The organism is Nocardioides sp. B129/18 (assembly GCF_055282735.1).
The window spans coordinates 25,125-50,255 of sequence record NZ_JBUZJI010000028.1; the positions used below are offsets into that span (position 1 = coordinate 25,125).

General features: G+C 74.3%; 25 protein-coding genes and 1 riboswitch. Of the genes, 20 read left to right on the forward strand and 5 right to left on the reverse strand.

The window, feature by feature from the left end:
- Positions 1-18: 18 nt before the first annotated feature.
- Together ACZDWJ_RS16755 and ACZDWJ_RS16760 are read right to left on the reverse strand one after the other, a co-directional pair.
- The gene (locus ACZDWJ_RS16755) at positions 19-1,086 is read right to left on the reverse strand and encodes an SMP-30/gluconolactonase/LRE family protein (protein ID WP_463522764.1); all 1,068 of its coding nucleotides are present in this window, start codon (positions 1,084-1,086) and stop codon (positions 19-21) included.
- Entirely contained in the window at positions 1,083-2,645 is a 1,563-nt protein-coding gene (locus tag ACZDWJ_RS16760) for a flavin monoamine oxidase family protein (protein WP_463522766.1), read from the reverse strand. Before ACZDWJ_RS16760 ends, ACZDWJ_RS16755 begins: the two co-directional genes overlap by 4 nt.
- An 80-nt stretch (positions 2,646-2,725) precedes the next feature.
- Between ACZDWJ_RS16760 and ACZDWJ_RS16765 the strand changes: the two genes are divergently transcribed.
- The 4 genes from ACZDWJ_RS16765 to ACZDWJ_RS16780 are packed head-to-tail and all read left to right on the forward strand — an operon-like array spanning position 2,726 to position 6,267.
- Positions 2,726-3,436 carry a TetR/AcrR family transcriptional regulator gene (locus ACZDWJ_RS16765; protein ID WP_463522768.1) on the forward strand — a complete coding sequence of 237 codons (711 nt, stop codon included), beginning with the start codon at positions 2,726-2,728 and terminating at the stop codon, positions 3,434-3,436.
- Complete coding sequence (locus ACZDWJ_RS16770; RefSeq protein ID WP_463522770.1) at positions 3,433-4,155, forward strand: class II aldolase/adducin family protein; 723 nt, start codon at positions 3,433-3,435, stop codon at positions 4,153-4,155. Before ACZDWJ_RS16765 ends, ACZDWJ_RS16770 begins: the two co-directional genes overlap by 4 nt.
- Complete coding sequence (locus tag ACZDWJ_RS16775) at positions 4,152-5,075, forward strand: carbohydrate kinase family protein (protein ID WP_463522772.1); 924 nt, start codon at positions 4,152-4,154, stop codon at positions 5,073-5,075. Before ACZDWJ_RS16770 ends, ACZDWJ_RS16775 begins: the two co-directional genes overlap by 4 nt.
- 25 nt (positions 5,076-5,100) lie before the next feature.
- Positions 5,101-6,267 (forward strand): zinc-binding dehydrogenase, encoded by a 1,167-nt coding sequence (locus ACZDWJ_RS16780; RefSeq protein WP_463522774.1) that lies wholly within the window; start codon positions 5,101-5,103, stop codon positions 6,265-6,267.
- Positions 6,268-6,554: 287 nt separating this feature from the next.
- Here ACZDWJ_RS16780 and ACZDWJ_RS16785 read toward each other — a convergent pair whose 3' ends face one another.
- From ACZDWJ_RS16785 to ACZDWJ_RS16795, 3 genes are all read right to left on the reverse strand, one after another.
- The gene (locus ACZDWJ_RS16785) at positions 6,555-7,751 is read right to left on the reverse strand and encodes an alpha/beta fold hydrolase (RefSeq protein WP_463522776.1); all 1,197 of its coding nucleotides are present in this window, start codon (positions 7,749-7,751) and stop codon (positions 6,555-6,557) included.
- Between the two features lie 103 nt (positions 7,752-7,854).
- Positions 7,855-9,288, reverse strand: a complete 1,434-nt coding sequence (locus tag ACZDWJ_RS16790) for an alpha,alpha-trehalose-phosphate synthase (UDP-forming) (protein ID WP_463522778.1) — start codon at positions 9,286-9,288, stop codon at positions 7,855-7,857.
- 81 nt (positions 9,289-9,369) lie between these two features.
- Positions 9,370-10,464, reverse strand: a complete 1,095-nt coding sequence (locus ACZDWJ_RS16795; RefSeq protein WP_463522780.1) for a Gfo/Idh/MocA family protein — start codon at positions 10,462-10,464, stop codon at positions 9,370-9,372.
- Positions 10,465-10,568: 104 nt separating this feature from the next.
- Between ACZDWJ_RS16795 and ACZDWJ_RS16800 the strand changes: the two genes are divergently transcribed.
- The 16 genes from ACZDWJ_RS16800 to ACZDWJ_RS16875 all read left to right on the forward strand — a co-directional run bounded on the left by ACZDWJ_RS16800 (position 10,569) and on the right by ACZDWJ_RS16875 (position 24,948).
- The gene (locus tag ACZDWJ_RS16800; RefSeq protein ID WP_463522782.1) at positions 10,569-10,856 is read left to right on the forward strand and encodes a DUF3263 domain-containing protein; all 288 of its coding nucleotides are present in this window, start codon (positions 10,569-10,571) and stop codon (positions 10,854-10,856) included.
- 2 nt (positions 10,857-10,858) lie between these two features.
- Positions 10,859-11,374, forward strand: coding sequence for a LytR C-terminal domain-containing protein (locus ACZDWJ_RS16805; RefSeq protein ID WP_463522784.1), 516 nt, complete (start codon positions 10,859-10,861; stop codon positions 11,372-11,374).
- A 107-nt stretch (positions 11,375-11,481) separates the two neighbouring features.
- Positions 11,482-12,345: a trehalose-phosphatase gene (otsB, locus tag ACZDWJ_RS16810; RefSeq protein ID WP_463522786.1), complete on the forward strand. Its 864-nt coding sequence runs from the start codon at positions 11,482-11,484 to the stop codon at positions 12,343-12,345.
- Positions 12,346-12,418: 73 nt separating this feature from the next.
- Positions 12,419-12,566: riboswitch (SAM riboswitch) on the forward strand.
- 9 nt (positions 12,567-12,575) lie between these two features.
- Positions 12,576-13,856 (forward strand): threonine synthase, encoded by a 1,281-nt coding sequence (gene thrC, locus ACZDWJ_RS16815; protein WP_463522788.1) that lies wholly within the window; start codon positions 12,576-12,578, stop codon positions 13,854-13,856.
- Between the two features lie 77 nt (positions 13,857-13,933).
- Positions 13,934-14,770 carry an SGNH/GDSL hydrolase family protein gene (locus ACZDWJ_RS16820; protein ID WP_463522790.1) on the forward strand — a complete coding sequence of 279 codons (837 nt, stop codon included), beginning with the start codon at positions 13,934-13,936 and terminating at the stop codon, positions 14,768-14,770.
- A gap of 67 nt (positions 14,771-14,837) precedes the next feature.
- Positions 14,838-16,376 carry an APC family permease gene (locus tag ACZDWJ_RS16825; RefSeq protein ID WP_463522792.1) on the forward strand — a complete coding sequence of 513 codons (1,539 nt, stop codon included), beginning with the start codon at positions 14,838-14,840 and terminating at the stop codon, positions 16,374-16,376.
- Positions 16,373-17,242 carry an ATP-grasp domain-containing protein gene (locus ACZDWJ_RS16830; RefSeq protein WP_463522794.1) on the forward strand — a complete coding sequence of 290 codons (870 nt, stop codon included), beginning with the start codon at positions 16,373-16,375 and terminating at the stop codon, positions 17,240-17,242. The genes ACZDWJ_RS16825 and ACZDWJ_RS16830 overlap by 4 nt, the downstream gene beginning before the upstream one ends.
- Before the next feature lie 218 nt (positions 17,243-17,460).
- Complete coding sequence (gene groL, locus ACZDWJ_RS16835) at positions 17,461-19,086, forward strand: chaperonin GroEL (RefSeq protein WP_463522796.1); 1,626 nt, start codon at positions 17,461-17,463, stop codon at positions 19,084-19,086.
- Positions 19,087-19,198: 112 nt separating this feature from the next.
- Positions 19,199-19,756 (forward strand): RNA polymerase sigma factor, encoded by a 558-nt coding sequence (locus ACZDWJ_RS16840; protein WP_463522798.1) that lies wholly within the window; start codon positions 19,199-19,201, stop codon positions 19,754-19,756.
- On the forward strand, positions 19,749-20,417 hold the full coding sequence (locus ACZDWJ_RS16845; RefSeq protein ID WP_463522800.1) for a hypothetical protein: 669 nt from the start codon (positions 19,749-19,751) through the stop codon (positions 20,415-20,417). Before ACZDWJ_RS16840 ends, ACZDWJ_RS16845 begins: the two co-directional genes overlap by 8 nt.
- Before the next feature lie 4 nt (positions 20,418-20,421).
- Complete coding sequence (locus ACZDWJ_RS16850) at positions 20,422-20,967, forward strand: nucleotidyltransferase family protein (protein WP_463522802.1); 546 nt, start codon at positions 20,422-20,424, stop codon at positions 20,965-20,967.
- Positions 20,964-21,932 carry an aminoglycoside phosphotransferase family protein gene (locus tag ACZDWJ_RS16855; RefSeq protein ID WP_463522804.1) on the forward strand — a complete coding sequence of 323 codons (969 nt, stop codon included), beginning with the start codon at positions 20,964-20,966 and terminating at the stop codon, positions 21,930-21,932. Before ACZDWJ_RS16850 ends, ACZDWJ_RS16855 begins: the two co-directional genes overlap by 4 nt.
- Before the next feature lie 40 nt (positions 21,933-21,972).
- Positions 21,973-22,350, forward strand: coding sequence for a lycopene cyclase domain-containing protein (locus ACZDWJ_RS16860; RefSeq protein ID WP_463522806.1), 378 nt, complete (start codon positions 21,973-21,975; stop codon positions 22,348-22,350).
- On the forward strand, positions 22,350-22,664 hold the full coding sequence (locus tag ACZDWJ_RS16865; RefSeq protein WP_463522808.1) for a lycopene cyclase domain-containing protein: 315 nt from the start codon (positions 22,350-22,352) through the stop codon (positions 22,662-22,664). The genes ACZDWJ_RS16860 and ACZDWJ_RS16865 overlap by 1 nt, the downstream gene beginning before the upstream one ends.
- Positions 22,661-23,413 carry a class I SAM-dependent methyltransferase gene (locus ACZDWJ_RS16870; protein ID WP_463522810.1) on the forward strand — a complete coding sequence of 251 codons (753 nt, stop codon included), beginning with the start codon at positions 22,661-22,663 and terminating at the stop codon, positions 23,411-23,413. The genes ACZDWJ_RS16865 and ACZDWJ_RS16870 overlap by 4 nt, the downstream gene beginning before the upstream one ends.
- Positions 23,410-24,948 carry an FAD-dependent oxidoreductase gene (locus ACZDWJ_RS16875; protein WP_463522812.1) on the forward strand — a complete coding sequence of 513 codons (1,539 nt, stop codon included), beginning with the start codon at positions 23,410-23,412 and terminating at the stop codon, positions 24,946-24,948. The genes ACZDWJ_RS16870 and ACZDWJ_RS16875 overlap by 4 nt, the downstream gene beginning before the upstream one ends.
- Positions 24,949-25,131: the final 183 nt, after the last annotated feature.

The following is a 25,131-nucleotide window of genomic DNA, read 5'->3' on the forward strand; positions in this document are numbered from 1 at the left end:
GCATCGTAGGCCGCGGCCTCACCCGAGGCGGAACCGCGCGTCCGTCGGCACCCAGGGCGCGAGACCCCGCTCACCCACCTCGACGTCGAGCACCGCCATGTGGGTGGCGTCCCCGGCCACGGCCGACTGGTTGGCCACCAGCACGCGGGTGCCGAGGAACGTGGCGCTGCACGGGGTGTCGAACGGGATCGACGAGCCGTTGTCGCCGGTGAGCGGCAGCCGCGGGAACGAGCCCACCTCCCGGCCGTCGGCGTCGAGCTCGACGAGCCGGTTCGTCGGCCCGGCCATCGCGATGTAGACGTGACCCGAGCGGCCGATCCCGAAGCCGTCGGGCAGGTCGGCGGGCAGCGAGGTCCACAGCACGCGCGGCGTGCCCGGCGCGCCGCGAGCGCCCATCGCGATGCGCAGCAGCCCGCCGTTCGTGGGGAGCGTGGCCCCGGCGCTGCCGGGCGCGAGGGTCTGCTGGGTCACCAGGAACGCCCGCTGCGCGGGCACCCAGCGCAGACCGGTCGTCCCGAACCCGGCGACGCCGGCGAGGAGGGGCGAGCGCAGCCAGGGCGTGACGCGGCCGTCGGTGCGCACCCGCCAGATCACGCCGGCGGCGTAGTCGGTGACGTAGAGCCCGCCCGGCGCCCAGGCGGCGTAGTTCGGCACCGACCCGGCGGGCAGGCGCGCCACCCGACGCCAGGCGCCGGTGGCGGGGTCGAGGGTGAGCACCGAGGACGTCGAGGTCTCGAGGACGACGAGGCGGCCGTCGCGGGTGTCGGCGGCCACCTGGACGCCGTGCTCGACGTCGCGTCGCTGCAGGCGGGCGGGCACGCTCCACGAGCGCAGGGCGACGCCGTCGGCGCCCCACTCCTGCACGCGGGAGGGCTGCGTGGAGTCCGGGACGGTGTAGGTGCCGGCGTAGACCCGTCCCGAGCGGGACACGTGGACGTAGGCGGGGTGCCCGCCGGGCATCCGGGCGAAGACGCGGGTGTCCCATCGGGCGCGCTCGGCGGCCTGCGCCGGGGCCGCGGCGATCCCGGCGGGGGCGAGGGCGCACGAGAGCGCCGCGACCAGCGCGGCGGCGAGCAGGCGCCTCATCGGCGGCCGAGCACCTCGAGGGCGGCCCGCTCGCCGGAGCGGACGGCGCCGTCCATGTAGCCCGACCAGTAGGTGGCGGTCTCGGTGCCGGCCCAGTGCACGCGCCCGAACCGCTGCCGGATGGCCGGGCCGAACTCCACCATCGTGCCGGGGGAGTGGATCGCGGTGGGCCCGCCGCCGCTCCAGCGCTCGCGCGTCCAGTCGTGCTCGACGTAGTCGATGGGCTTGAGGGCCTGGGGGCCGAACATCGCCGCGAAGCCCTCGAGCACGGCCGCACGTCGCGCGCTGCGGCCCATGACGCCGTACGTCCGCCAGGTCGAGCCGCCGACGAAGGCCAGCAGGACGCCGGGGGCGCCGGCTCCGGGCGGGGTGTTGTCGAAGACCGCGCGGGCGGCGCCGGCGTCGTTGATGCCGAATCCGTTGAGGCCGGCCTCGCGCCAGAAGGGCTTGTCGTAGATGGCGTCGCACTTCATCAGCTGGCCCATGTCGAGGTGGCGCAGCAGCTGCGCGCGGCGGGCCGGCAGGCGCGGGAACCACTCGATGCCGAGCACCATCGGCGGCGGCGCCGCGACGACGACCCGGCGCGCCTTCACGGTGCCGCGGCGGGTGCGGACGAGGACCGCGTCGTCGCGCTGCTCGATGCGGCTGACCGCGGCGTCGAGGGCCACGACGTCGCCCAGCCGCTGGGCCAGGCGCAGCGGCACGAGCTGGGAGCCGCCGACGAAGCGCCGCTCCTGGGCGCCGTTCACGGTGTCGGAGTTGCGGGAGAACGTGCCGACGGTGCTCTCGTTGCCCGAGCAGGCGATGTACCAGAGCACGAACAGCAGCGAGAGCTCGTCGGGGTCGGCGCCGAAGCCGGGCTGGGTCCAGCACTCGATGAGGTTGCCGATGCCGGTGGCGTTGACGGCGTTGCGACGGATGAACTCGCCCAGCGAGATGGCGTCCCAGGCCGCGGCGTCGGCGTGCGCCCACGGGGCGGCGACGTCGATCTCGGCGGCCATGGAGTCCAGGCGCTGGAGGAGCAGGGCGGCGTCGAGCAGGATCGTGGGGTCCGGCGGCACCGTGCCGGTGTAGGTGGAGCGCCCCAGGAGGCTGGAGACGTAGACGCTCTTGCCCTCGACGTTCTCCTGGAACGTGCGCACGCCGAGCTCGGCGGCCAGGGCGGCGATGCGGTCCTGGGTGGGGCCGATGAACGCACCCCCGGACTCGATGGTGTGGGCGCTGAGCGGCCGGCCGCCGAGGTGGTGGTTGAGCACCCGGCCGCCGACGCGGTCGCGGGCCTCGACGACGAGCACCGAGCGGCCCTTCCTGGCCAGGTTCCGGGCGGCCACGAGGCCTGCGATGCCGGCGCCGACCACCACGACGTCGACGCTGCGCGGGAGGCGACCCTGGAGGCCGGCGGCCTCCGCGGGCGCGCCGAGGCCGGCGCCGAGCAGGGCACCGGCGCCGAGGCCGGCGCCCAGGGTCAGGGCCTCGCGACGGGGGAGCGCGAGGCGGGGGGCGGGGCTGGTGTCGGGGCTGGTGTCGGGGCTGGTGTCGGGGCGGGTTGACGGCGACATGCGGGCTCCTCGGAGAGCGAGTCGGAGCGACAAGACATGAACATGTGTCAGGTTCGGGTTCGTACCCTACACTGCCGACCGTGCCTGCCTCCACGAAAGCGTCCGACTCCGTCGGTGCCCGCCGTCACGGCGTCGAGCCCCGCCCCCGTGCGGTGCCCACGGCCACCCGGCGCGTCCCGTCCCAGGAGCGCTCGCGGCGCCGGGTCTCGGAGATCCTCGACGCCGCCGAGCGGCTCGTCGTCGAGCACGGCCTCGAGGCGCTGACCACCCGCGACATCGCCCAGGCCGCCGGCGTCCCCGTCGCCTCGCTCTACCAGTACTTCGGCGACAAGGAGGAGGTGCTGCTCGCCCTCGCCGAGCGCGACATGGTCGAGATGGACGAGCAGGTGGCCCTCGACGTCGCCGCGCTCGACCACCTCAGCCTGGCCTCGCTCGTCGAGGCCTCGATGCGCGCCTTCGTCGACGTCTACGCCCGCCGCCCCGCGTTCGTCGAGATCTACCTGCGCGGGCGCACCAACCAGGCCGTCGCCCGCTTCGGCCGGCTCCACAACGCCCGCACCGCGGCCACCCTGCGCGAGCTCGCGCTCGCCGAGGGGCTCTGCGACGACGGCCTCACCCAGGCCGTCGCCGAGCTCGCCGTCGAGGTCGGCGACCGCTGCTTCCAGCTGGCCTACGAGGAGCGCATCGACGGCGACCCCGCCCTCGTCGACGAGGCCATCGCGCTGCTCGTCTCCTACCTCGAGCGGCACGCGACGCCGCGCGGGCTGCAGCGCCCGCCGGACGCGCGATGAGCCCGCGCAGCAGCGTGGAGGTCGTCGCCGAGCAGGTCGCCGCGGCGGCCCGACGCCTGGCCGAGGCCGGCCTGCTCGTCGGCACCGCCGGGAACCTCAGCGCCCGGGTGCCCGGGCCTTTAGAGGAGGCCGGCGAGGCAGCGCAGGTCGTCGTCACCGCCTCGGGGGTCGAGCTGGCCCGCTGCGGCCCCGACGACGTCGTGCTCGTCGACGCCGCGGGCCGGGTGCTCGCCGGCGGACGTCCCACCTCCGAGCTCGAGCTGCACCTCGGGGTGCTCGCCGACCGGCCCGAGGCCGGCGCCGTCGTCCACACCCACGCCCCGTTCGGCACGGCCGTGGCCTGCGTGCTCGACGAGCTGCCCGTCCTGCACTACCAGCAGCTGCTGCTGGGCGGCGAGGTGCGCGTGGCGCCGTACGCCACCTTCGGCTCGCCCGCGCTGGCCACCGGCGTGCGGGCCGCGCTGGCCGGACGCCAGGCCGCGCTGCTGGCCAACCACGGCACCGTCGCGGTCGGCGCGAGCCTCGACCAGGCCGTCGAGCACGCCCTCCTCCTGGAGTGGCTCGCCACGCTGCACCACCGCGCCAGCGCGCTGGGCACCCCGCGTCCGCTCACCCCCGAGCAGCAGGCCGACGTCGTCCACGCGGCGATCGCCCGCGGCTATCCCGCCGCGCCCGTCCTCCCCACCCCCACCGCCTCGTCCGCTCAGGAGACCTCATGAGGATCGCCGCCGTCGGCGTGCACGTGCTCGACACCCACGTCATCGGGGTGGAGTCGATCCCCGCCGGCTCCGAGGGCCAGCTCGTCGAGACCATCCGGCTCTCCCCGGCCGGCACCGCGGGCGGCACCGCCGTGGTGCTCGCCCGTCTCGGAGCCGACGTGCGCAGCCACGGCGCGATCGGCGTCGACGCGGCCGGCGACACCCTGCTCGCGCTGCTGCAGCGCGAGGGCGTCGACGTCGCCGGCCTGGTGCGGCTGCCCGAGCACCAGACCTCCGCGTCGGTGATCCCGGTGCGCCCCGACGGCCAGCGTCCGGCCTGGCACTGCATCGGGGCCAACGGCGCGTTCACCCTCGAGCATCTCGCCGCCGACGCGCTCGATGGCCTCGACCACCTCCACCTCGGCGGCCCGGAGTTCCTCGGCGGTCCGGCCGCCGGCGAGCTGCTGGCCCGGGCGCGTGCGGCCGGCGTCGTCACCAGCGTCGACCTCCTCGCCCCCGGCGACCCCGACCTGCTCGCCTGGATCGCCGACGCGCTCCCGCACGTCGACCACCTGCTGCCCAACGACGAGCAGGTGCGCGGCCTCACCGGCGAGGACGACCTCGTCGCCGGGGCCCGCGCGCTGGTGGCCGCGGGCGCCCGCTGCGTCGCCCTCACCCAGGGCGCGCGGGGCGCGCTGGTCGTCACCGCCGACGTCGTCCACGAGCTGCCGGCGATCTCGATCCCCGAGGGCGAGCTCGTCGACACCACCGGCTGCGGCGACGCCTTCTCCGCCGGGTACCTCCGCGGCCTGGCCCTCGGCCTCGACGTCGCCGACGCCGCCCGGCTCGGCAACGCCACGGCCAGCCAGGTGGCCCGCGGGCTCGGCACCGACGCCGGCCGCTACGACCTGCCCGGCGTGCGGTCGCTGGCCGGCGTGTGAGCCGCGCGACGCTAGCGTCGGCGTCATGAAGGCGGTCGTGCTGCACCAGGGCTCCCTGACCACGGCGGAGGTCCCCGACCCCGTCCCCGGCCCGGGGCAGGTGCTCCTCGAGGTCAGCCACTGCGGCATCTGCGGCTCCGACCTCCACGCCCGCCTGCACGGCGACGCCACCGCCGACCTCGCGCGGCAGGTCGGCTACGACCACTTCCTGCGCAGCGAGCACCACGTCGTCCTCGGCCACGAGATCTCCGGCCGCGTGCTCGAGCACGGGCCGCGCACCCGCCGCAGCGTCAAGGTCGGCGGCGCCGTCACGGCCCTGCCGATCGTGCGGCACGGCGACGCCGCCCACCTCACCGGCCTCGCCGAGATCGCCCCCGGCGGGTACGCCGAGCGGGTGCTGGTGCAGGAGGCCTTCATGCTGCCGGTGCCCGACGCCGTCCCGCTCGACCTCGCCGCCCTCACCGAGCCGATGGCCGTCGCCCTCCACGCGGTGCGCCGCGGCTCGGTCGGCCGGCGCGACACCGCGATCGTCATCGGCTGCGGCCCCATCGGCCTGGCCGTCATCGCCATGCTCAAGGCCAGCGGCTCGCGCACCGTCGTCGCCAGCGACTACTCCCCGCGACGCCGCGCGCTCGCCGAGGCGATGGGCGCCGACGTGGTCGTCGACCCCGCCGTCGAGTCGCCCTGGGACGTCCCCGCCGCCGCCCGCAGCATCTCCCTGCCGCAGCTGCTGAACCTCGGCATCGACACCACCGACAGGCTGCGCCGCGTCCCGTTCCTGCCCTGGTGGGAGGTCTTCCGCACCGCCAACCGCCTCGGCGCCTCGCCCCGCGGCCCCGTCGTCTTCGAGTGCGTCGGCGTCCCCGGCATCCTCGACCAGATCGTCATGAGCGCCCCCGCCCGCACCCGCGTGGTCGTCGTCGGCGTGTGCATGGAGCCCGACCGCTTCCAGCCGGCCATGGCGATCAACAAGGAGCTCGACCTGCGCTTCGCCTTCGGCTACGACCCCGGCGAGTTCGCCGAGACCCTCCGCCTCATCGCCGACGGCTCCGTCGACCCCGCCCCCCTCGTCACCGGCACCGTCGGCCTCGACGGCGTCGCCGGCGCCTTCGAGGAGCTCGCCGACCCCGAGGGCCACGCCAAGATCCTCGTCGACCCGACGGTGGTGGGTGCGGGGGTCCTGCGGCGGTGACGCCGGCGACCCCGATTACCCGGCTGACCGGGTAATCGTGCCCTTGGCACGGGACATGTCCCGTGCCAAGCGCACGGTTCGCGTGCCAAGTCCGCGGTGAGGGGCCGCGTGCGCCGGTGGTGTGGTGATGCGGGCAGGGGCATGCCGGTTTCCCCGGATATCCGGGGAAACCGCCCCCGTGTGACGTGTCCGGCAGGTTCTCCGGCGCGAGAACCTGCGAGACACGCCCGACGGGGGACAGTTACCCGGTCAGCCGGGTAATTGGGGCCCGGGCGGCGCCGACGACGTCAGCGCGAGAGCGCGCGGGAGCCCTTCGAGCCGTAGCGACGGTTCGGGTTGGCGCCGATGGCGGTGGACGAGCCGCTGCGGGCGGCGGCGTCGGGCGCGGGGGCGTCAGCGGCCTCGGGAGCGCCGGCATCGGAGGCGTGCTGGTCGATCCACTCGTCCATCACCTCCCACGTGGTGTGCCGCGCGGCGCGACCGGTGAGCATGCCGAGGTGGCCGCCGGGGACGATCTCGAAGCGCACCTCCTCGGCGTTGCCGAGCAGCGGCACCATCGCCTTGACGGCCGGCACGGGGGCGATGCCGTCGGTGGAGCCGGCGAAGACGAGCGTCGGGGTGGTGATGTCGGCCAGGGAGATGGTGCGGTCGTCCATCTCGAAGGTGCCGTCGACCAGCGCGTTGGCCTTGAGCATGCGGTGGTAGAGCTGCCCGAAGGTGCGGCCGGGGTAGGCGATCATGTTGGCGGTGAAGTGGTCGACCGCCTCGATCTGGGCCAGGAAGTCGGCGTCGTCGAGGTGGGTGGCCAGCGCCAGCGGCTTGGTGACGAGCTTCTGGAACGAGGAGAGCTGGAAGGCCCACTTCACCAGCGGCTTCGGGGCGCCGCCGATGATCTGGTAGCCCTTGGTGATCGGGCCCTTGCCGTTGAAGAAGTTCAGCAGCGGACGGAAGGGCGCCACCAGCGGCACCAGCGAGACGTCGAAGGGCGAGCCCACGATCGTGAGCGAGGCGATCGGCAGGTCGGCGGCGTCGGCCGCGGCGAGCAGGGTGAAGATGCCGCCGAGGCTCCAGCCGATGACGTGGACGGGGCGTCCGCCGGCGTGGGCGGAGACGGTGCGCACCGCCTCGGGCACGACCTCCTCGATCCAGTGCTCCATGCCGAGGTTGCGGTCCTTGAACGACACCTCGCCGTACTCCACGAGGTACGTCGGACGCCCGGTGGTGACGAAGTGCTCCACCAGCGAGCAGCCGCGGCGCAGGTCGTAGCACGACGACGGCGCGGCCAGCGGCGTCACCAGCAGGACGGGGTCGCCGCTCTGGTGGGCGGTCGCGGAGGGCCGGTAGTGGTAGACCTCGCGCAGCGTGCCCTCGTCGATGAGGGTGCGCGGCATGGGGCGCAGGTCGGCGAGCCCGCCGTAGAGCATCTTGTGCGCGACGTTGCCGGCCGCCGACACCACCTGGTCGGGCTTGGGGAGGAGGTCCACGGGTGGAAGGTACCCCGACGGGCGAGCCACGTCAGGAGGGTTCGCCACGTGGGTCCCAGCACACAGCCCAGCGCACGGGGCGCCACTAGGCGCGGCGCGCGGCTCAGGAGCGACGGGCGGGACGCACGGCCTTCTCGTGGGTGCCGACGTCGGCGAGCTCGGTCATGAAGCTGGCCGCCCACGCCTTGACGTCGTGCCGGGTGACGGTGCGCCGCATCGCCCGCATGCGGCGGGTCAGCTCGCGCTCGTCGGCGCCGTAGGCCTCCAGCAGCGCGGACTTCATGCCGTTGAGGTCGTAGGGGTTGACCAGCCAGGCCTGACGCAGCTCCTCGGCGGCGCCGGCGAACTCCGAGAGCACCAGCGCTCCGTCGTCGTCGAAGCGCGTCGCGACGTACTCCTTGGCCACCAGGTTCATGCCATCGCGGTAGGGCGTGACGACCATGATGTCGGCGGCGCGGTAGAGCGCGGCCATCTCCTCGCGCGGGAAGGAGGAGTGCAGGTAGGAGATCGCCGGACGGCCGATGCGGCCGTGGTCGCCGTTGATGCGGCCGACGAGGCGGTCGATCTCGTCGCGCAGCAGGCGGTACTGCTCGACCTGCTCGCGGCTGGGCACGGCGACCTGCACGAACACCGCGTCCTCGACGTCGAAGTGACCGTCGGCGATGAGCTCGGAGAAGGCGCGCAGGCGGGCGTAGATGCCCTTGGTGTAGTCGAGCCGGTCGACGCCGAGGAAGACCCGGCGCGGGTTGCCGAGCATCTCGCGGATCTCCGCGGCGCGGGCGGTGACGGCCTCGGAGCGGGCCATCTCCTCGAAGCCGGCGGCGTCGATGGAGATGGGGAAGGGCGCGGCGCGCACGGTGCGGCCGTCGGGCAGGTAGACGAGGTCGCGGTGGGTCTTGTGGCCGACGCGCTGGCGCACGAGGCGGATGAAGTTCTGCGCCGCGCCGCCGAGCTGGAAGCCGACGAGGTCGGCGCCGAGGAGGCCCTCGAGGATCTGACGCCGCCAGGGCAGCTGCTGGAAGAGCTCGCCCGGCGGGAAGGGGATGTGGAGGTAGAAGCCGATGCGCAGGTCCGGGCGCAGGGTGCGCAGCAGCTGCGGCACGAGCTGGAGCTGGTAGTCGTGCACCCACACCGTGGCGCCCTCGTTGGCCTGCTCGGCGGCGGCCTCGGCGAAGCGCTGGTTGACCGCGACGTAGGAGTCCCACCACTCGCGGTGGAACTCCGGCTTGGCGACGAGGTCGTGGTAGAGCGGCCAGAGGGTGCCGTTGGAGAAGCCCTCGTAGAACCCCTCGACGTCCTCGCGGCTCATCCGCAGCGGGACGAGGTCCATGCCGTCGTGGTTGAACGGCTCGAGGTCGAGGTCGAGCCCGCCGGGCCAGCCGATCCACACGCCGTCGCCGTGCCGCATGACCGGCTCGATGGCGGTGACCAGGCCGCCGGGCGAGGTGCGCCAGGTGGTGCTCCCGTCGGGCTGCTCGACGCGGTCGACCGGCAGGCGGTTGGCGACGATGACCAGATCGTGGGGCACGTCACCCACCCTAGGCGAGCGGCCGAGGACGCCGGGGTCCTCCGGGTGGGTGGCGCGTCGCCCCGGATGCCGGGCTTCAGGTGCCGGACCTCAGGTGCCGGGGTGGTGGACGCCGACCTGCTCGCGCACGGCGTCGAGCTGGCGCATGAGGGAGAGCGTCTGCGCGTGCGGCACCCACGGGCTCTCGCGCAGGCCGGCGCGGATGCAGCGGGCGGCCTCGGCGAGCTCGTTGCCGTAGCCGACGCCGATCACCGGCTCGGCGCCGTCGATGCGCAGCGGCCGCGCCTGCTCGCTGTCGTCGTTGCTGGAGCCGGCGGCGACGGGCACGAACTCGGCGTGGGTGGGGTGGTGGAACTGCCCGTGCAGCACGATCCGGCCGCGGTCGGTGGCGATGACGCCCGAGCGGTCGGAGAAGGAGGTCATCGAGGAGGTCATGGAGGCCAGGGCGTCACCGGGGTAGCGGCCGGCGACGACGACGTCGAGGTCGATGCCGCCGGCCGAGAGCGCCGCGACGGCCCGCAGCTCCACGGGCTCGCCGAGGACGAGGTGGGCCAGGGTCAGCGGGTAGATGCCCATGTCGAGCAGGGCGGAGGCGCCGAGGGCGGGGTCGAGCAGCCGCGCCGGGTGCTGGTCGCCGACGACGAACCCGAGCTCGGCGCGCACCTGCCGCGGCGTCCCGAGCTCGCCGGTCGCCAGGCGGTCGAGCACCTCGCGGACGACGGGGTGCGTGGCCGTCCACATCGCCTCCATGAGGAAGCGGTCGTGGGTGCGCGCGAGGTCGACCATCTCCTCGGCCTGGGCGGTGGTCATCGCGAGGGGCTTCTCGCACACCACGTGCTTGCCGGCCTCGAAGGCCAGGCGCGCGTGCTCGAGGTGCAGCGCGTGCGGGCTGGCGACGTAGACGACGTCGACGTCGGGGTCGGCGACGAGCTCCTCGTAGGAGCCGTGGGCGCGCGGCGCGGTGCCGCCGCCGGCCGCGGCGTGCTCGGCGGCGAAGGCCTCCGCGGACTCCAGGCGTCGCGATCCGACGGCCGCCAGCACGCTGCCGGGCACCAGGGCGAGGTCGCGGGCGACGGCGTGGGCGATCTTGCCGGTGGCCAGGAACCCCCAGCGGACGGGCTCGAGCTCGAGGGAGCGGCCGGTGGTGGGGTCGGTGGTGAGGTCGGGGGACGCGGGCGACGACATGGCCACGAACCTACGGGGGCGCGCCGGGCGCGCCCGAATGACATCGCTGTGATTCCTCGCCTACAGTGGCCCCGACCACCCCTGCGACCACCTTGGGAGATGCCATGGACGCCGCGCGCGCCGCCGGCCAGGAGTCCGCCTCCCCGCTGAGCGAGCGGGATCGCGAGATCCTCGAGTTCGAGCGTCAGTGGTGGAAGTTCGCCGGGGCCAAGGAGTCGGCGGTCCGGGAGAAGTTCGACATGAGCTCCACCCGCTACTACCAGGTGCTCAACGCGCTCATCGACAAGCCCGAGGCGCTCGCCGAGGACCCCCTCCTCGTGCGCCGGCTGCGTCGCCTGCGCGCCGCCCGCCAGCGTCAGCGCTCGGCCCGCCGTCTCGGCTTCGAGGTGTGAGCGTGCGCGCCTCCCTCCGCCGCGACAGCCGCGGCGCCGTGTTCCCCTCGCCGGTGGTCATCCTCAGCATCGTCGCGGTCGCGATGGCCGCCTTCGCCTTCGTCGCCACCCGCGACTCCGGCGCTCCCGAGCGCGAGATCACCCCGGCCGCCCGCAGCACCGCCGCGCCGTCGCCGTCGGCGACCCCGTCGGCCAGCCCGTCGGCCACGCGCACCCCGAAGCCGAAGCCGGCGGTGCAGCGCTCCTCGATCAACGTCGAGGTCTACAACAACTCCGCCATCAAGGGGCTGGCCGCCAGCGCCTCCTCGCGGGTCTCCGACGCCGGCTGGAAGGCCGTCGGCGCCGACAACTGGTACGGCACCATCCCCACCACCACCGTCTACTACCCGCCGCGGCTCGCGCGGGCCGCGAAGCTGCTCGCCACCGACCTCGGCGTGCGGCGCACCGCCCCGGCCGTCGACCCCATGCGGATGGACCGGCTCACCCTGATCCTCACCGCGCCGCTGCCCCAGCGCTGACCCAGCGCCGACCCAGCGCCGACCCGGGCCGGGCTCACCCCACCCGAGGGGAGACGTTCGTCCCACGGACCCGCCGCGGCCCGCCGCGGTCTGGTTGGCTGGAGGCCATGAGCGCCCGGTTCCGCAGCCCCGAGGCCGAGCAGCGCTACCGCGCGCTGACCCGCGTCGCCGCGGAGAGCGTCGTCGCCCTCGACTTCGACGGCACCCTCTCGCCCATCGTCGACGACCCCGAGCGGGCCCACATCCACCCCGCGGCCGCCGACGTCCTCATCGAGCTGGCCGGCGAGGTGAAGGCCCTGGCGATCGTCACCGGCCGCCCCGCCCGTCAGGCGCTCGCCCTGGGCGGGCTCGAGGAGGTCGGCACCGCGGTGGGCGACGCCGGCTCCGAGCTCTACCTCTTCGGCCAGTACGGCCACGAGCGCTGGAGCTCCACCGCGCGCCGCATCGTCAGCCCGCGTCCGCCCGCGGGCCTGGCCACCTTCGAGCGCGACCTGCCCCGCCTGCTGCGCGAGCACGACGCCGCCGACGCCTGGGTGGAGGAGAAGGGCCTGGCCGTCGCCGTCCACACCCGCCGGATGAGCGACCCCGACGCCGCCTTCGCCCGGCTCCTCGAGCCCGTGCGCGGGCTCGCCGAGCGGCATCGCCTCGGCGTCGAGCCCGGGCGCCACGTCATCGAGGTGCGCTCCTCGCAGATGCACAAGGGCCTCGTCGTGCGCCGCCTCGTCGAGGAGCTCGGCGCCGGCGGCGTGCTCTTCGGCGGCGACGACCTCGGCGACCTCGAGGCCTTCGACGCCGTCGCCTCCCTCGCCCGCTCGGGCCTCCCCGGCCTGCGGGTGCTCTCGGCGTCCGCGGAGAACCCCGACCTCGAGGAGCAGGTCGACGTCGTCGTCCCCGGCCCCGAGGGCGTCCTGGAGCTCCTGACCCGCCTGGCCCGCGACGCCCGCGAGACCCGGCGGATGTCGCGCCGCTGACGCAGCCCTGACACGGCGTCCCGCATGTCGGGACCGATGTGCAGCATCTGAGACGCCTCCGTACAGTGGGGACTGCTCATCGAGAGGGACTGAGGGAACGGCCCGTCGACGTCCCGGCAACCGCCGCGGTCCACCCGGCATCACGCACCTGCGTGATCCGGTCGCGGAAGTGGTGCCAATTCCGGCTCAGTCGCGACACGCGCGTCTGGGGAAGATGAGGAGGTGGACTCATGAGCGCACACGTGACCGAGCGTCCGACGACCGCTGAGACCGTCCGCGAGGGTGCGTTCGGCAACGCCCGCTCGCTGGCCTGTCGGGAGTGCGGGAACGAGGTCGAGCTGGGCCCGTCCTACGCGTGTCCGGAGTGCTTCGGACCCCTCGAGGTCGCCTACGACTTCCCGGCCGTCTCCCGCGAGGAGATCGAGGCCGGCCCCCGCAACATCTGGCGCTACAAGGCGCTGCTGCCGGTGCCGAGCGACATCGAGCAGAGCCCGAACACCGAGCCCGGCTTCACCCGGCTGCTCGAGGCGAACAACCTCGCCGCCGAGCTGGGCCTGAGCCGCCTGTGGGTCAAGGACGACAGCACCAACCCCACCAACTCCTTCAAGGACCGCGTCGTCGCCTGCGCCCTGAGCGCGGCCCGCGAGCTCCACGCCAAGGTCTTCGCCTGCCCCTCGACGGGCAACCTCGCCAACGCCGTGGCCGCCGCCGGCGCCCGCGCCGGCATCAAGACGGTCGTGTTCATCCCGAGCAACCTCGAGAAGCCCAAGCAGGTCAACTCGGCGGTCTACACCGACTCCCTCGTGGCCGTCGACGGCAACTACGACGACGTCAACAAGCTCGCCCAGGAGATCGCCGCGGAGGAGGAGGGCTGGGCGTTCGTCAACGTCAACGTGCGCCCCTTCTACGCCGAGGGCTCGAAGACCCTGGGCTACGAGATCGCCGAGCAGCTCGGCTGGCGCCTGCCCGACCAGGTCGTCATCCCGGTGGCGTCGGGCTCCCAGCTCACCAAGGTGCACAAGGCCTTCCAGGAGCTCATCAAGCTCGGCCTGGTCGAGGAGAAGCCGTACAAGATCTTCGGCGCCCAGGCCACCGGCTGCTCCCCGGTCTCCACCGCCTACAAGGCCGGCGTCGACGCCATCCGCCCGGTCAAGCCCGACACCATCGCCAAGTCCCTGGCCATCGGCAACCCCGCCGACGGCATCTACGTGCTCGACATCTGCCGCGAGACCGGCGGCGCCGTCGAGGACGTCACCGACGACGAGGTCCGCGACGGCATCCTGCTGCTGGCCCGCACCGAGGGCATCTTCACCGAGACCGCCGGCGGCACCACGGTGGCCTGCCTGCGCAAGCTCGTCGAGACCGGCCAGCTCGACGTCGAGGCCGAGACCGTCGTCATCAACACCGGCATGGGCCTGAAGACCCTCGACGCCGTCGCCGACCGCGTCGGCCCGGCCGCCACGATCGCGCCGTCCTACGCCGCGTTCGCAGCGACGAACCTCGGCTCCTGACCCGCCGTCAGGCTCCCGTCGCCTGACGGGAGCCGCGGCGTCACCGGCCGTTCGCCGGGGTCTGGCTCACTGCGCGCGTGAGTCGTCGAGGCCAGCGCACCGTCACCGTCCTCGCCGTCGCCGGCACCGCGTTCCTGGGCGCCAGCGTGGTCGTGGGCGCCCGGGAGCTGCTGCGCCGCCAGGCGGCGGCCGCGCGCCGCGTCATCGGCAAGCCCCTGGGCGAGGAGGCGCCGCGCGCCGACCGCATCTGGAAGCGCGCCTACGGCGACCCGGTGGCCCTGCTCGTCCTGGGCGACTCCATCGCCGCGGGCCTGGGCGCCGAGCGCCGCAAGGACACCCTCGGCGGCCGCCTCTCCAAGGGCATCGCCAAGACGCTGCACCGCGCCGTCGACCTGCGGGTCGCGGCGATGGTCGGCTCGGAGTCCTCCGCGCTCGCCGGCCAGCTCGACGCCCTGCCGCTGCTCTACCGCGCCGACGTCGCGGTCATCGTGGTCGGCGGCAACGACGTGACCCACCGGGTGCCGGTGAGCGAGTCGGTGGCCCATCTGCGCTCGGCCGTCGAGCGGCTGCGTGCCACCGGCGCCGAGGTGGTCGTCGGCACCTGCCCCGACCTCGGCGCCCTCCAGGCCGTCCCGCAGCCCCTGCGCAGCCTGGGCTCGCGGGCCTCGCGCCAGCTGGCCGCCGCCCAGGCGGAGGCCGCGCTGGCCGCCGGCGCCTACGTCGTGTCGCTGGCCGACGTCGTCGGACCGTTCTTCATCACCAACCCCGACGAGATGTTCAGCCTCGACCGGTTCCACCCCAGCGCGCTGGGCTACCGCCGCACCGCGGAGGCGATCCTGCCCTCGGTGCTGGCCGCGCTCGGCCACCGCGAGGAGGTGCCGTTCGGGCACCTGCGGCCGGTCGCCGACGCGTGAGCCCACCCGCCGAGCAACCCCCCGGGGTGGGTCGGAGCACACCCGGGGGTGTCTAGGGTGGCTGGTCATGTCGACGAACAGCTCCGGCCAGTCGAGTCCCTCGGACGCCTCGGGCGGCTTCCTGCGCACGAAGGACGTCGAGACCGTCATCCATCAGAACGACGCCGACGGCGGCGACGGGCACAGCCCGGGCCTCAGCAAGCGGCTGACGGTCCGCGACCTCATCGGCTTCGGCGTCGGCATCGTCATCGGCACGGGCATCTTCACGCTCACCGGCGTCGAGGCCAAGGAGCACGCCGGGCCCGGCATCGTGATCTCCTTCGCGATCGCCGGCGTCGTGAGCATGCTGGCCGCGCTCTGCTACGCCGAGCTCGCCGCGGCCGTGCCGACGGCCGGCAGCTCCTACACCTACGCCTACACGACGATCGGCGAGGTCTTCGCCTGGATCATCGCCTGGGACCTCATCCTCGAGTTCGCGCTGGGCTCGGCGGTGGTCGCGCGCGGCTGGTCGGGCTACCTGCAGGACTCCCTGGGGCTGCCGACGACGTTCTTCGGCGAGGACTCCGTCGTCAACCTCGGCGCGGTGCTCATCGTCGCGATCCTCGGCGCGATCGCGGCCGTCGGGGTCCGGGAGTCGGCCTGGGTCACCAACGGCCTGGTCGTGGTCAAGGTCGCCGTCTGCATCTTCGTGATCGTGGCCGGCCTGTTCTTCATCAAGCACAGCAACCTCGTGCCGTTCATCCCCGCCGGCGAGCCCGATGACAAGGCCTCCTCCACCAGCGAGCTCAAGCAGCCGCTGTGGCAGTTCGTCTCCGGCATCGAGCCGACGACCTTCGGCGTCACCGGCATCATCGTCGCGGCGGCCGTGGTGTTCTTCGCCTACTCCGGCTTCGAGGCCGTGGCCAACCTGGCCGAGGAGAGCGAGAACCCCAGCCGCGACATGCCCCGCGGCCTCATCGGCACCCTGGCGCTGTGCACCGTGCTCTACCTCGGCGTCTGCTTCGTCATCACCGGCATGGTGGACTATCGCGAGCTCTCCAAGGGCGCGCCGATCTCGGACGCCTTCCACCAGGTGGGCCTGGGCTGGGCCGGCGTGCTCATCGGCCTGGCCGCGGTGGCCGGCCTCTCCTCGGTGATCCTGGTCGAGATCGTGGCGCTGAGCCGCATCGGGTTCGCCCTGTGCCGCGACGGCCTCCTGCCGCCGGCCATCGGCGCGATCCACCCGAAGTACCGCACGCCGTTCCGCTTCACGATCGGCATCTCGGTCGTCATCGCCATCTTCGCGGCGTTCATCCCGCTGGCGGACCTCGCGCAGATGGTCAGCATCGGCACGCTCTTCGCCTTCCTGGTCGTCGCGATCGCCGTCATGGTGCTGCGTCGCACGAAGCCCGACATGGAGCGTCCCTTCCGCACGCCGCTGGTGCCGCTGGTGCCGATCCTGGCCGGCGCGTCCTGCCTGGGCCTGATGTCCTACCTGGCCGTCGAGACCTGGCTCCGCTTCATCGTCTGGCTGGTCGCGGGCCTGCTGATCTACGTGTTCTACGGCCGCCGCCACTCGGTGCTCGGCCGTGAGGGCGTCACCTCGGCCTACGACGACGCTCGGTGAGCGCCGCCGAGGTCCTGCTCGCCACGTTCGAGATCTGCCCCGACGGGGAGTCCGAGGGCCACCTGCTGGTCGAGGCGCTGGCGGGCCGCGGCGTCACGGCGCGCTGGGCGGTCTGGGACGACGCGTCGGTCGACTGGGACGCCGCCGACCTGGTGGCCGTGCGCTCCACCTGGGACTACCACCGCCGGCTGCCGGAGTTCCTGGCCTGGGCCGAGGGGCTGCGCGCGCCGGTGCTCAACGGCGCCGACGCCTTCGCCTGGAACGCCCACAAGGGCTACCTCGCCACGATGGGCGAGCACGTGCCCACCGTCCCCACGCGCGTGCTCGAGCAGGACGACCTGATCGAGGGGCTGCGACGCGCGGTCGACGAGCACGGCACGGCCGTCATCAAGCCGGCCACCGGCGCCAGCGGCATCGGCGTCTGCGTGGTCGAGAGCTGGGACGACCACCGGCTCGAGCACCTCAGCGCCGCGCCCTGGGTGGTGCAGCCGCTCGTCGAGAGCGTGCGCACCCGCGGGGAGACCTCGGTCTACGTCTTCGACGACGTCGCGGTCTGCCAGGTCGACAAGCACCCGGCCGAGGGCGAGGTGCGCGTGCACGGCGCCTACGGCGGACGCTCCGAGGCCGTCGTCCTCGACCCCGTGCGCGCCGACCGCGCCATGGAGGCCGTCCGCGCCGCCGAGGACGTGCTCGGCCACCGGCTCGACTACGCCCGCGTCGACCTGCTGTGGTGGGGGGACCAGTGGTGCCTCTCCGAGCTCGAGCTGATCGAGCCGGGGCTCTACCTCGGGGTCGTGCCGGCCAACGCCGAGGCCTTCGCCGACCTCGTCGTCCGGTCGCTGGCCCAGGCCCGGACCCGGTCCTGAGCCGGTCCTGACCGCGACCCCCGCTGCTTGCACTCGCCATGGGCGAGTGCTAAACATGACGCTGGCACTCTCAGTCTGAGAGTGCCACCACCGGAGCGTCGCCAGCTGAGGCCCTCCGCGTCGGCGAGACAGGGTTCGCCGGGCCGCGGGGAGCCGTCCGTCGCGGGCAGCCCGTCGAGCCGGTCCCAGAACTCCAAGCGTGAGGAACCGCAGGAGCCATGCCGAAGCTGATTGCTTTCAACGAGGAGGCCCGGCGCGGTCTGGAGCGTGGCATGAACACGCTCGCCGACGCCGTCAAGGTCACCCTCGGCCCCAAGGGCCGCAACGTCGTCCTCGAGAAGAAGTGGGGCGCGCCCACCATCACCAACGATGGTGTGAGCATCGCCAAGGAGATCGAGCTCGAGGACCCCTACGAGAAGATCGGCGCCGAGCTCGTCAAGGAGGTCGCGAAGAAGACCGACGACGTCGCGGGCGACGGCACCACCACCGCCACCGTGCTCGCGCAGGCGCTGGTCCGCGAGGGCCTGCGCAACGTCGCCGCCGGCGCCAACCCGATGGGCCTCAAGCGCGGCATCGAGGCCGCCGTGGCCGCCGTCTCGGAGAACCTGGCCAACCAGGCCAAGGACGTCGAGACCAAGGAGCAGATCGCCTCCACCGCGTCCATCTCGGCCGCCGACACCACCGTCGGCGAGATCATCGCCGAGGCGATGGACAAGGTCGGCAAGGAGGGCGTCATCACGGTCGAGGAGTCGAACACCTTCGGCCTCGACCTCGAGCTCACCGAGGGCATGCGGTTCGACAAGGGCTACATCTCGGCCTACTTCGTCACCGACCCCGAGCGCATGGAGGCCGTCCTCGAGGACGCCTACATCCTCATCGCCAACCAGAAGGTCTCCAACGTCAAGGACCTGCTGCCGATCCTCGAGAAGGTCATGCAGTCGGGCAAGCCGCTGCTGATCCTCGCCGAGGACACCGACGGCGAGGCCCTCTCTACGCTGGTCGTCAACAAGATCCGCGGCACCTTCAAGTCCGTCGCCGTCAAGGCCCCCGGCTTCGGCGACCGCCGCAAGGCCATGCTGCAGGACATCGCGATCCTCACCGGCGGCCAGGTCATCTCCGAGGAGGTGGGCCTCAAGCTCGAGACCACCGGACTCGAGCTGCTCGGCCAGGCCCGCAAGGTCGTCATCACCAAGGACGAGACCACCATCGTCGAGGGCGCCGGCGACCAGGCCCAGATCGAGGGCCGGGTCAACCAGATCCGCGCCGAGATCGAGAAGTCGGACTCCGACTACGACCGCGAGAAGCTCCAGGAGCGCCTCGCCAAGCTGGCCGGCGGCGTGGCCGTCATCAAGGTCGGCGCGGCCACCGAGGTAGAGCTCAAGGAGCGCAAGCACCGCATCGAGGACGCCGTCCGCAACGCCAAGGCCGCGGTCGAGGAGGGCATCGTCGCCGGCGGCGGCGTGGCCCTGGTCCAGGCCGGCGCCACCGCGTTCGAGAAGCTCGAGCTCACCGGCGACGAGGCCACCGGCGCGAACATCGTCAAGGTCGCCATCGAGGCCCCGCTCAAGCAGATCGCCATCAACGCCGGCCTCGAGGGCGGCGTCGTGGCGGAGAAGGTGCGCTCGCTCCCGACGGGTCACGGCCTCAACGCCGCCACCGGCGAGTACGTCGACCTGATCGCCTCGGGCATCATCGACCCCGCCAAGGTCACCCGCAGCGCGCTGCAGAACGCCGCCTCCATCGCGGCGCTCTTCCTCACCACCGAGGCCGTCGTGGCCGACAAGCCCGAGAAGGCCGCCCCGATGCCCGGTGGCGACGGTGGCATGGGCGGCATGGACTTCTGAGTCCCGCCGCCGCACTCACACGGCACCCGCACCACCACTCGGCCCCGGCGCAGCAGCGCCGGGGCCGAGTGCCGTTCCGGGGCCGATCCCCGCGACGTGCGAGGGTGGGGTCGTGGACGAGCGGCAGCAGCGGTGCGAGGCCCTGGTGGGCCGGGTGCTCGAGCCCGTGCGCCGCTACCTGGCCCGACGCACCGACCCCGCCACCGCCGACGACGTGCTCGGCGAGGTGCTCCTCGTCTGCTGGCGGCGCCTGGACGCCGTGCCGCCCGAGCCCGACGACGTCCCCTGGGCCCTCGGCGTGGCCCGTAACGCCCTCGCCAACGCCGAGCGCGGGCGTCGCCGCCAGACCCGGGTGGCCGCCCGCGTCGCCACCCTCGACCCGCCGCGCGCCTCGGCGCCGGGCCCGGGCGAGGCCAACGTCGACGGCCAGGACGCCGCGCTGGCCACCGCCCTGGCCGCCCTGCCCGAGGCGCAGGCCGAGGTCGTGCGGCTGTGGGCGTGGGAGCGGCTGGAGCCGCGCGAGATCGCGCTCGTCCTCGACACCACGCCGAACGCCGTCAGCCTGCGGCTGACCCGCGCGCGGGCAGCCCTGCGCGACGCCCTCGCGAGCGGGCGACAGGATCGCGCCGCCGCCGGACATGAGGGGGCAGGAGGTGGGGGAGATGCCTGACCAGCACGACGACCGGCACGACGACGACCTGCGCGACGCGCTCGCGCGGCTCGACCCCGCCGCCGACCTGCCCCCGGCCGATCCCGCGCGGACGGCCCGACAGCTGGAGGACGTCATGACCACTCCCGACACCGGCCCCGTGCGCAGTCGACGCCTGCGCCTGCTCAGCGCCGTGGCCGCAGCCGTCGTCGTGCTCACCGCGAGCGGCATCGCCCTGACCCGGGGCGGCGACGACGGCAGCACCGACGGCAGCGTCCCGTCGGCGGGCGGCAGCCGCACGCCCGCGGCGAGCGAGGCCCCCGGTGCGAGCGTCACCCTCACCGCCGGCGGCGGTGCCGGCATCGCCCGCTGCGGCGTCCCGCGGCCCGCGCTGCTCGGCCAGGCCGCCGTGGCCGTCGACGGCACCGTCACCGCGATCGAGGACGGCGTGGCCACCGTGGCCGTCGAGAAGGTCTACGCCGGCGACCCGGAGCTGACGACCGTGAAGGTGCAGGTGCCCTCCGCGCGCCTGGCCGAGCTGCTCTCGGTCACCGACCTCGCCGTCGGCCAGCGCTACCTGCTGGCCGGGCAGGGCCCGACGCTGGGTCTGATGGTCTGCGGCTACAGCGGCCCGCGCACCACCGCGCTCACCGGCCTCTACGCCCAGGCCTTCGGAGGCTGAGCCGGTGGTCGTCGCGGGACTGCTGCTCGCCGCAGGGGCCGGGCGTCGCCTCGGCACCCCGAAGGCGCTCGTCGAGGACTGGCTGCCGCGGGCCGTCGCAGCCCTGCGCGAGGGCGGCTGCGCGCCGGTCGTCGTCGTGCTCGGCGCGGCCGCCGAGCAGGCGCGCGAGCGCGTGCCCGAGGGCGTCGAGGTGGTCGTGGCCTACGACTGGTCCGAGGGCATGGGGGCCTCGCTGCGGGCCGGCCTGACGGCGCTGGCCGCCGACGCGACGATCGAGGCCGTCGTCGTCACCCTCGTCGACACCCCGGACGTCGACGCCGCCGTCGTCGCCCGGCTGCATGCGCACGCCGACGGGCCGCAGGCGCTGGCCCGCGCCGTCTTCGAGGGTCGCCCGGGCCATCCGGTGGTGCTCGGCCGCGCGCACTGGGACGCCGTCGCCCACGGCGCCGTCGGCGACCGCGGCGCCCGCGCGCACCTGGAGTCCGCGGGTGCGCTCGCCGTCGAGTGCGGGGACCTGGCCACCGGCCGCGACGTCGACGTCCTGCCGTGAGCCGCTCGTCCACGCCCGACCCGACCCTGCGCCTGCAGCCCCTGGTGCGGCTCACCCTGGCCCGGCTGGGCGAGCGGGGCGCTGCCTGGGAGGCCGGCCTCGCCGAGCGCCTCGCCGGTCTGGAGCGGCGGCTCGACGTCGTCGTCCGGCGGGGGCTGCCCGGCGGCAGCACCTCCCACGTCGTGCTCGCCGAGCGGCCCGACGGCACCACCTGCGTGCTGAAGGTGCCCGTGCCCGACGTCGACCTCGGTCCGGAGGCGCGGCTCCTCGCCGACGCCGACGGCTGCGGCTACGTGCGGCTCCTCGCGCGCGACGACCGCACGGGAGCCCTCGTGATCGAGCACGCCGGCGAGGCGCTCGAGCGCACCCCGGGCGACCCCGAGGTCCGGCTCGACGTCGTCGCCGACGTGCTGCGCACCGCCTGGCTGCCGGCTCCCGAGGGCGCTGACGGCGGTGCGCACCCGCGCAGGCGGGCGGCGTACCTCGCCGGGCTCGACGACCGGCTCGGCCGTCCGCTCCCGCCGGCGGTGCGCGAGGCCGCTCTGGCCGCCGCCGAACGGCTGGCGGCGCCGACGCACCTCGTGCGCGTCCACGGCGATCCTCATCCGGGCAACCTCCTGCGTGCCCTCGACGGCCGCGGCTGGGTGCTGGTCGACCCCGACGACGTGCTCGCCGAGCCCGCCTCCGACGCAGGCGTGCTGCTGCGCGGCGGCTCGGCCGGCCTCCTGGGCGCCGACGCCGCCGCGGTGCAGGCCGCCCGGGTGCGGCGGGTCAGCGCCCGGCTCGACCTCGACCCCGCCCGCGTGGCCGACTGGGCCTACCTCGAGCGCGTCGCCACCGGACTCCACGTGCTCGACCTCGGCGCCGAGCGGCTGGCCCGGCCGATGCTCGACTCCGCCGGGGCGCTGCTGAGCTCGCAGGTCTCGACTCGCAGGGGTGAACCGACCCGCCCAGGCCCCCCGTAGGCTCGCCGAGACCCGCCCACGTCGCCCAGGAGGACACCACGTGGACCAGGGCCAGTACCTCTGGCTGATGGCCGGCTGCCTGGCGATCACCCTGCCCCTCGAGCTGCTGCTCGGGGCCCGGGTGTGGCGGAGGCCCGGACGACTCCTGCGCACGCTCCTCCCGCTGGTGGTCCTCTACTCGCTCTGGGACGCCGCGATGATCGCGCGCGGCTCGTGGGACTACAGCGAGCGCTACACCACGGGCATCCTGCTGCCGCTGCGGATCCCGCTCGAGGAGGTCGTCTTCTTCATCGTCATCCCGATCTGCGGGCTGCTGACGCTGGAGGCGGTCGGCTCGGTGCTGCATGCACTCGGCCGGCTGCGGGCCGGCGAGCCGTGGCGTCGGGTGCTGCGCGAGCTCCCGCAGGGCGTGCGCTGATGGGCCTCTACACCGCCACCGCGCTCGCCTCGGTGGTGCTCGTGCTGGTCGCCGAGCTGCTGTGGTGGCGCACCGGCATCCTGCGCACCTGGCGCTACTGGCTGGCGATGGTGATCGTGCTCGGCTTCCAGATCCCCGTGGACGGCTGGCTCACCAAGCTCTCGGACCCGATCGTGCTCTACGCCGAGTCCGACATGACCGGGGTGCGCGCACCCTGGGACATCCCGATCGAGGACTTCGCCTTCGGCTTCGGGATGGTGACCCTCGCGATGGCGCTGTGGGTCCGCAACGGCAGGAACGAGGAGAACCCGTGACCAGCAGCCCCGCCCCCGCCCGACCCCGCGTGCGCGGCGCCGTCGTGCCGGAGGCCTTCGACGACGTCGCAGGCACCTACGACCTCATGGTGCGGCTCAGCCCCGGCTACCACGCCCAGCTGCGGGCCTCGGCCGCCGCGCTCGTCGAGGCGCTCCCCGACACCCCGGGCCGTCGTCCGGTGGTGCTCGACCTCGGGTGCGGCTCGGGCGCCTCCACCGCGGCGATCGTCCATGCCCTCAAGGCGGCCGGACGCGAGGCCGACGTCGTCGGCGTCGACGGCTCGGCGGGCATGCTCGCCGCCGCGCGCCGCAAGCGCTGGCCGGCCACCGTCTCGTTCCGCCAGGCCGACGCCGAGACCCTCGGCCGCGACGACCTCGCCGAGGCCGACGGCGTCTTCGCCGCCTACCTGCTGCGCAACGTCGCCGCCCGCGACCGGCTCCTCGAGCAGATCCACGGGGTGCTGCGGCGCGACGGCGTGCTCGTCGTCCACGACTACAGCGTCCGCGACAGCCTGATCGCCCGGCTGAGCTGGCATGCGGTCTGCTGGGGCGTGGTCATCCCGCTCGGACGCCTCACCGCGCCGCGCAGCCCCATCTACCGCTACCTGTGGCGCAGCGTGCTCGACTTCGACGGCGTGCAGCGCCTCGCCGACCGGATGGTCGTCGCGGGCTTCGAGGACGTCGAGTCGCGCTCGGCGTCGGGCTGGCAGCGCGGTCAGGTGCACACCTGGCGCGGTCGACGCCGGTGAGGAGCCCCTGGCGGCCCGGCCGCGACCCCCGCGCGGAGTGGCACCCGCCCGCTCCCGCCTCCCGGCGCTCCGACGAGGCCCGGCACCGGGTGGTCGTCGTCGGCGGCGGCATCGCCGGCCTCGCCGCGGCCACGGCGCTGGCCGAGCGCGGCGTCGGCGTCACCCTGCTGGAGTCGACCTCGCGGCTCGGCGGCCGCGTGGCGGCCTGGCCGGTGGAGGTCGACGGCGAGGAGCAGGTGATGAGCCGCGGCTTCCACGCCTTCTTCCGCCAGTACTACAACCTGCGCGGGCTGCTGCGCCGCACCGATCCCGACCTCTCGCGGCTGCGGCCGGTCGAGGACTACCCGCTGCGCCTCAAGGGCGGCCCGGTCGACTCCTTCACGAACATCCCGCGCACGCCGCCGTGGAGCATCATCGGCTTCGTCGCCCGCTCGCCCTCCTTCCGCTGGCGCGACCTCGCCGGCGTCGACGTCGAGCGGGCCCTCGCGCTGCTCGACGTCGACTTCCCGCGCACCTTCACCGAGCACGACGGGGTCTCGGCCGCCGACGTCCTCGACCGGCTCGGCTTCCCCGACCAGGCGCGCCACCTCGCCCTGGAGGTCTTCGCCCGCAGCTTCTTCGCCGACCCCCGGGACTTCTCCGGCGGCGAGCTCGTCGCGATGTTCCACACCTACTTCCTCGGCTCCGCCGAGGGGCTGCTCTTCGACGTGCCGGTCGACGACTTCGACACCGCGCTGTGGCAGCCGCTCGCCGCCCATCTGCGCGGCCTCGGCGTCGAGCTGCGCCTCGACGAGCCGGTCACCGCGCTGCGCGAGCACGGCGACGGCGTCGTCGTGGAGTCGGCCGGCGGCGCCTACGAGGCCGACGCCGTCGTCCTCGCCACCGACCGCCGCCCCCTGCAGCACCTCGTCGGCGACGCCCCCTGGCTCGGGGACGCCGCCTGGCGCGAGCGGCTCTCCGGGCTGCAGGCCGCGCCGTCCTTCGCCGTGTGGCGCCGCTGGCTGGACCGTCGTCCGTCCTCGCAGGCCGCGCCGTTCCTCGGCACCAGCGGCTACGGCCCGCTCGACAACCTGTCCTTCTTCGAGCAGCTCGAGGACGGCGCCGCCGACTGGGCGCGCCGCACCGGCGGCAGCGTCGTCGAGATGCACGCCTACGCGGTGCCCGACGGCACCCCCGACGAGGTCCTCCGTGAGCAGCTGTGGGCCGAGACCCTCGCCCTGCACCCCGAGCTCGCCGATGCCCGCGTGCTGCACGAGGAGTGGCTGGTGCGCGAGGACTGCCCCCTCGCCGGCACCGACCCCTGGGCCACCCGCCCCGGCGTCGTCACCCCCGACGCGCGCGTCGTGCTCGCCGGCGACGGCGTCCGCTGCCACCTGCCCGTCGCCCTCATGGAGCGCGCCGCCACCACCGGCCTGCTCGCCGCCGACTCCCTCCTCGCCAGCTGGGACGTCGCGGGCCACGGGGTCTGGAGCGCCCCCACCAGCGCCCGGCACGCCGTCGTCCCGCCCCTGCGACGTCTGCTGACGCGAGGCTGACTCAGCGGCACCCTAGGCACCTCGAGCCCGGGACCGGGTCGCGGTCACGGGCGGGGTGTGGGTTCAGCGGGGCGTCAGGGTGCGGGGGTCTCGACAGGCTCGACCAACGAGTTGGGGATGGGGAGCATGACGGTGCCGGTGGGGCCGCGTCGGAAGTGGACGCCGGTGGGGCTGGTCCACAGA

Excerpts from the sequence above, each read along its gene's own strand:
- ACZDWJ_RS16755 (WP_463522764.1), bottom strand. The coding sequence starts at position 1,086 with ATGAGGCGCCTGCTCGCCGCCGCGCTGGTCGCGGCGCTCTCGTGCGCC.
- ACZDWJ_RS16760 (WP_463522766.1), bottom strand. The coding sequence starts at position 2,645 with ATGTCGCCGTCAACCCGCCCCGACACCAGCCCCGACACCAGCCCCGAC.
- ACZDWJ_RS16770 (WP_463522770.1), top strand. The coding sequence starts at position 3,433 with ATGAGCCCGCGCAGCAGCGTGGAGGTCGTCGCCGAGCAGGTCGCCGCG.
- ACZDWJ_RS16775 (WP_463522772.1), top strand. The coding sequence starts at position 4,152 with ATGAGGATCGCCGCCGTCGGCGTGCACGTGCTCGACACCCACGTCATC.
- ACZDWJ_RS16780 (WP_463522774.1), top strand. The coding sequence starts at position 5,101 with ATGAAGGCGGTCGTGCTGCACCAGGGCTCCCTGACCACGGCGGAGGTC.
- ACZDWJ_RS16795 (WP_463522780.1), bottom strand. The coding sequence starts at position 10,464 with ATGTCGTCGCCCGCGTCCCCCGACCTCACCACCGACCCCACCACCGGC.
- ACZDWJ_RS16800 (WP_463522782.1), top strand. The coding sequence starts at position 10,569 with ATGGACGCCGCGCGCGCCGCCGGCCAGGAGTCCGCCTCCCCGCTGAGC.
- otsB (WP_463522786.1), top strand. The coding sequence starts at position 11,482 with ATGAGCGCCCGGTTCCGCAGCCCCGAGGCCGAGCAGCGCTACCGCGCG.
- thrC (WP_463522788.1), top strand. The coding sequence starts at position 12,576 with ATGAGCGCACACGTGACCGAGCGTCCGACGACCGCTGAGACCGTCCGC.
- ACZDWJ_RS16825 (WP_463522792.1), top strand. The coding sequence starts at position 14,838 with ATGTCGACGAACAGCTCCGGCCAGTCGAGTCCCTCGGACGCCTCGGGC.
- groL (WP_463522796.1), top strand. The coding sequence starts at position 17,461 with ATGCCGAAGCTGATTGCTTTCAACGAGGAGGCCCGGCGCGGTCTGGAG.
- ACZDWJ_RS16845 (WP_463522800.1), top strand. The coding sequence starts at position 19,749 with ATGCCTGACCAGCACGACGACCGGCACGACGACGACCTGCGCGACGCG.
- ACZDWJ_RS16865 (WP_463522808.1), top strand. The coding sequence starts at position 22,350 with ATGGGCCTCTACACCGCCACCGCGCTCGCCTCGGTGGTGCTCGTGCTG.